Below are 4,079 nucleotides of genomic sequence, written 5' to 3' on the forward strand. Positions count from 1 at the left end.
CAGCACAAATAGCAAATTGCCATCCAACTCTTGACCTCGAATTTGATTAACACTTTTTAAGAGACACTAGTGAAGAAATTTATATCAATACATCAATATCCAGAACACGAAGTAGCCGAAGCCATGGCCTATATAGGATATGGATTAGGAATAACAGCATAACCGCTTATGACAGAACTAAAGACAGGCGATAAAATCAGTTTAACCAATGGTGGATACGTCACTATTGTTAAAGAACTGGGACGAGGTGGACAAGGAATAGTCTATCTCGTGAAACTCAATGGAGAAGAGAAAGCTCTTAAATGGTACATAAATCCTCCAGATAAGAGTTTTTACAAAAATCTCCAGAACAATGTTATACAGGGTGCGCCATCTGACGCATTTCTATGGCCCGAATACCTTACTGAACGTCAGAAAGGCAGCTATGGCTATGTCATGAAGTTGCGTCCACAAGGCTATTATGAATTTGGCAATTATCTTCTTGCAAAGAAGTCGTTCAAGTCATATTCAGCGATGTTAGCAGCTGCCATGAAGATTTGTAATGGCTTTATGCTCCTGCATCGTTTTGGTTATAGTTATCAAGATTTGAACGATGGCAACTTCTTTATAAATCCTAATAACGGCGATGTCCTTATCTGCGATAATGACAATGTTATGCCTCATGGAGAAAAGTCCGGTATAATGGGGAAAGCCAGATATATGGCACCTGAAATCGTTGCAGGTTCTATCCCTGACAAGTATAGCGATCGGTTTTCATTGTCAGTTATACTTTTTATGCTCTTCTATGCCAACCATCCCTTTGAGGGAGCCAAGGTCGTAGGCTGTCCGTGCATGACAGAGAGCTTTGAGAAAAAATTCTATGGTAGTGAGGCCCTTTTCATTTATGACGAAAACGACAAAAGCAATCTCCCAGTGCAGGGCATTCATCACAATGTGATTCGCCGTTGGCCTGCTTTCCCGGCAATACTTCGTGAAACATTCCAAAGAGAGTTCAGTCAAGAGAAACTGAAGAATCCACAAGAAAGGATGTTGGAACAGAATTGGGAAAAACTTATCAACAGTCTTCGTGACAGTCTTGTTGTATGTCCACACTGCAAGGAAGAGACATTCGTTGAAAAGGATGGTAAGTGTATGAACTGTCGGAAGGATGTCGGTGTCAATGCACATCTGAAAATGGGAAACAGAGAATTGCTACTGACACCCGGGACAGATCTCTATATCGACAACGACAATATTCCTGATTGTCGGATTGAGCTTAATCCTAACGATCCCTCCATGATGCTCATCAAGAATATATCACCCAATGCTTGGACAGCCGAAACTCCCAGTGGCAAACTGAAAATCGTTCAGCCTAACGAATGTGCTCCCGTTAAAAACGGAATTAAGATTACATTCGACAAAACATATAATTGTGAAATAGTAACTCATTAACAATAATATACCGCATGTCATTACTTGACTACGCTGTAAGCGTACCCCGCAGAACCATGACTCTGTTCTTCTTGATTGACACATCAGGAAGTATGTCTGGAAACAAAATTGGCGCTGTAAATGACGCCATTGTAAACGTACTGCCGATGTTGGAAGATATATCTTCTTCCAACCCGGATGCAGAAATCAAAGTAGCCGCTCTGGAGTTTTCAAACGGAACCAAGTGGCTGTACAATGAGCCTAAATCTGTAGAGGATTTCAAGTGGATTGATGTTCAGGCTGGCGGTTTGACTTCACTCGGCGAGGCTTGCCTTGAACTCAATTCCAAGCTTTCCCGCTCCGGGTATATGAAATCGGCGAGCGGCTCCTATGCCCCAGCAATCATCCTCCTTTCTGATGGTGGTCCTACAGATAATTTCGATGGCGGACTACAGACGATACAAGGAAATAACTGGTTCAAGAATGCAATACGTATTGCCATTGCAATAGGTGATGATGCAGACTTGGACGTACTTGCACGTTTTACGGGCAACAGCGAAGCTGTTATCAAGGTTCAAAATATCGATGCACTGAAACAGATTATTCGTATTGTGGCAGTTACATCCTCTCAGATAGGTAGCAAGAGCAGTTCTGCTGGAGACACATCAAAACAAGACCAAGTAATCAAGGATGTTAATCAAGCCGTTGACAATATTGACGGAGCGAGCACAGCTGCTGCACCAGATTCATCATCCTACGATGATTGGGATTAAATATGAAAGGATTCAATAAAACCTGCCAAGGCGCCAGTCATATCAAATCCAATAAAGTTTGCCAAGATTGTTCCTTTAGTGAATCAACTCCAGAATTATCCATTGCTCTTGTAAGTGATGGTCATGGAGGCGAGCGTTACTATAGGAGTCATATTGGTTCCGAACTTGCTTGCGAAGTGAGTTCCGACTTGATACGCATTTTTGTAAGACAAATGCCTTCTGATTTTTTCGTTGGTGCTCCCCTTACACAATATGGTATCAATGGAGAATGTTGTGGTCAACCTTCAAAAAAACATATTGATGCACTTCGTCAACTTGGAAATTCAATAATAGCCAAATGGCGTGAAAAGATAGAAGCTCACGCTAAAGAAAATCCAATTTCTGCCGAAGAGATGTCAATGGTTCCGGAAGAATACCACAGGGATTTGACAGATAAAAATAGGCTTGCCAAGGTTTATGGGTGTACCCTTATTGGGTATGTCCAAACCCCATCATATTGGTTTGGATTTCAAATTGGAGACGGAAAATGCTTCTCATTTCATCAAGAAACAGGCCCCAAAGAACCAATCATGTGGGATGATGCTTGCTTCTTAAATAAGACAACATCATTATGTGATTCTTATGCAAGTGAAAAGATCAGGTACTCTTTTCAAGGTGATGGAGATTTTCCATTTGCTGTATTTTTAGGTTCTGATGGTCTCGATGATTCTTTTGGAGAAGATAAAAATCTAATAAACTTTTATATACAAGTTCTTAAACTCGCATATAAAAGTGATCCGAAAAATGTTGAAAACGTACTTTCCTCCGATTTGTCAATTCTGAGTAAACGAGGAAGCCAAGACGACATGTCTATATCTGCAATATATGATGATACTAAAGCAGATATTGCAATAAGGAATATCACAGAGTGGCAACTTAGTACGACTTTAGGAGAACTAAACCAAAACAAGGCTCGGATACACAAATTTCACAAGGAAAGAAAGTCACTTGAAGATGTAAAGACTACCAATACAAAGGCGGCCATAGACTATGAATATGCGGTAAAAGAAATGATGGCTGCGATTGAGAATAGAAAACGTCTAATACAGCGATATAATGATCTTGCGAAAGAATTGGATGAAAATAATCCCGTTTTATTCAATGATGACATACCTTATGAGAAAGTAATTCCTCAACCTTCGGTAACTATTACTCCGGAGGAACCGGCTACAGAACCCAAATCGTCATCTGAGAAGAAAGATAGCTCAGTTATATCTCAATATGGCAGACACCGTAGACCACGGGATAGAAGAGGCAACAAACTGAAACGTAAATTTTTTAAGAACAAAATTAAACGTAAGAATAGAAGGTAATGGGATTTCTTAGAAAAATAGTCTCATTTTTCAAGCGGGACACATCTGATGCTTCAGAGCCTGAAGAGGCTCTGAAAAGTCCTGATGTGCCTATAAATCCTCCTTCCGAAGAACCGGATAAGCGACCGGAATACCCTCTTATAGGAGATTTTGATAAGCCGACTGACATCTATAGCCCAGTTGAAGAGCCATCAACAGGCGATTCGAGTGTTGTAAATATTACGCCGAATCCTCAGAGGAATTCTTTATTAGGGAATCAACAAAACGAGAGCGAATCTTCTCAACAACAAGAAGAATCGTATATAGATAGGATTCGTCGAGAAGAGGAGGAGCGAAAGAAAAGAGAGTGGTTGGAGTTCCTCAAAACAAAACGTGCTAAAAGGCGAAAAGAGTTAGAGGAACAACTTATACTTATTGACAAGCAATTAACTTTCATTCAAGACCGCATTATAGCAATTAAGGATGAGAAGAAATTGATTGTTAAGAAAGATGCTCCGGATTTATCTGTAAAAGACGAATAGTACAGCTCTAAGGCTACTAATCT

General features: G+C 40.4%; 4 protein-coding genes. All 4 read left to right on the forward strand.

Features of this window, described 5'->3' with window-relative positions:
* The first annotated feature begins 168 nt into the window (after positions 1–168).
* Genes JX312_RS09955 through JX312_RS09970 form a run of 4 tightly spaced genes read left to right on the forward strand, consistent with a single transcriptional unit; the run spans position 169 to position 4,056 of the window.
* Complete coding sequence (locus JX312_RS09955) at positions 169–1,431, forward strand: serine/threonine-protein kinase (protein ID WP_204457882.1); 1,263 nt, start codon at positions 169–171, stop codon at positions 1,429–1,431.
* 14 nt (positions 1,432–1,445) lie between these two features.
* A complete protein-coding gene (locus JX312_RS09960) occupies positions 1,446–2,183 on the forward strand; it encodes a VWA domain-containing protein (RefSeq protein WP_204457883.1) in 738 nt (245 codons plus the stop codon).
* Between the two features lie 2 nt (positions 2,184–2,185).
* Positions 2,186–3,535 (forward strand): protein phosphatase 2C domain-containing protein, encoded by a 1,350-nt coding sequence (locus tag JX312_RS09965; protein WP_204457884.1) that lies wholly within the window; start codon positions 2,186–2,188, stop codon positions 3,533–3,535.
* A complete protein-coding gene (locus JX312_RS09970) occupies positions 3,535–4,056 on the forward strand; it encodes a hypothetical protein (protein ID WP_204457885.1) in 522 nt (173 codons plus the stop codon). Before JX312_RS09965 ends, JX312_RS09970 begins: the two co-directional genes overlap by 1 nt.
* Positions 4,057–4,079: the final 23 nt, after the last annotated feature.

Origin of the sequence: Barnesiella sp. CU968 (genome assembly GCF_905219685.1) — a bacterium.
GTDB lineage: Bacteria > Bacteroidota > Bacteroidia > Bacteroidales > Muribaculaceae > Lepagella > Lepagella muris_A.